This window comes from Weizmannia acidilactici, assembly GCF_008974185.1.
Taxonomy (GTDB): Bacteria; Bacillota; Bacilli; order Bacillales; family Bacillaceae_C; genus Weizmannia; species Weizmannia acidilactici.
The window spans coordinates 1-1,267 of record NZ_BKZP01000088.1 but is presented as its reverse complement, the minus strand read 5'-3'; the positions used below and the strand labels follow the sequence as shown (position 1 = coordinate 1,267).

At 26.6% G+C, this 1,267-nt stretch carries 2 protein-coding genes; both read left to right on the top strand.

What is annotated here, in order from left to right:
* Positions 1-130: 130 nt before the first annotated feature.
* Complete coding sequence (locus tag BpJC4_RS15780; protein ID WP_151682000.1) at positions 131-544, top strand: NUDIX hydrolase; 414 nt, start codon at positions 131-133, stop codon at positions 542-544.
* Positions 541-1,267, top strand: a 727-nt coding sequence (locus BpJC4_RS15775; protein WP_151681999.1) for a hypothetical protein, incomplete at its 3' end; no start/stop codon positions are given. The genes BpJC4_RS15780 and BpJC4_RS15775, both read left to right, overlap by 4 nt.

Genomic DNA, 1,267 nt, shown 5'->3' with positions numbered 1-1,267 from the left:
ATTATTCGTTGATTTTTTTCAGTCCGAAGAGAAACTATATCTAATGTTTATGAACCATACTGAAAAAATTAACGAAGTAGTAAAAGAATTAGAACTGAATTGCTACAAATATAAGGAGTAAGGAGTAATTATGAAAAAAAGAGCTGGGGTATTAATTATTAATCCAGAAAAGGATTGTATTTTATTAATTCATAGAATCCGAAATTCATTGGAGTATTGGGTTATTCCAGGGGGGACAGTTGAAGATGGTGAAAGTTTTGAAGAAGCAGCTAAACGAGAGATTATGGAAGAATTAGGAATAAAAATGGAAGGATTTACTGAGTTCTTCTCCTTTTCTACAGAAGATAGAGAAGAGAGATACTATCTTACAAAAATTATGGAAATGAAGGAGTATACAATTCAGGGTGAAGAAAAGGAAAGAAGTGGTAAGGATAATCAATACTTGGTTAAATGGGTTAACCTAAACCAATTATCAAATATTGATTTAAAACCTTTAATAATTAAAAACGAAATAATATTATCAAAGGCAAGAGGTATAATATGAAAAAAATTATTTTCTCTATTAATGGTGGTAACGATATTGGAAAAACTACATTTATAGAACTATTAAAAGATAGACATTATTTTATTGACTCCTTAAATATTAAAAGTGACAAGTTGTCTAATGAGAATTGGTGGTTTAACGAAAGTTCACCTATGGAGTTCATTGATGAAATCATACGATCACTCCATAAACGAAATGAGGAAATGACAAAATCTGATAAACCGATTATCCTTTTAGACAAAGGAATCGATACAATGAGGGCAAGGGTCTACGCAACCTTTAAGTTTAGAAACTATTCTGATGAAATTATTGAAAAATATCTAACCTATTTTGATAAAAATGTTAATGATTTAGAAAGTTTTTCCTGCAGAATTTTATTAGATAGTAAGATATTATTAAACAAGTCAAGTAAATATTATCTTTATAATCAAATTCAGTTAGATTATCTGAAAAAACAAATCTTTGATTATAAGATAGAATACCAACAATATCCGGGAAAACCAGAATATGAATTTTTTATTGAACTTATTAAAGAAAAAATTATTAATGGAATATCTAAAAAAGCGTTAAAATTAAATAAAAAAATTTATGGAATTACTGGAATGAGTGAATCCGGGAAATCTTCTGTCGGAAAATATTTAGATGAAAAATATAATATATGGAATTTAAAAATAAAATATTTTTTAGATAAAGTAAAACAAAAATATAATATTGATGATGAAT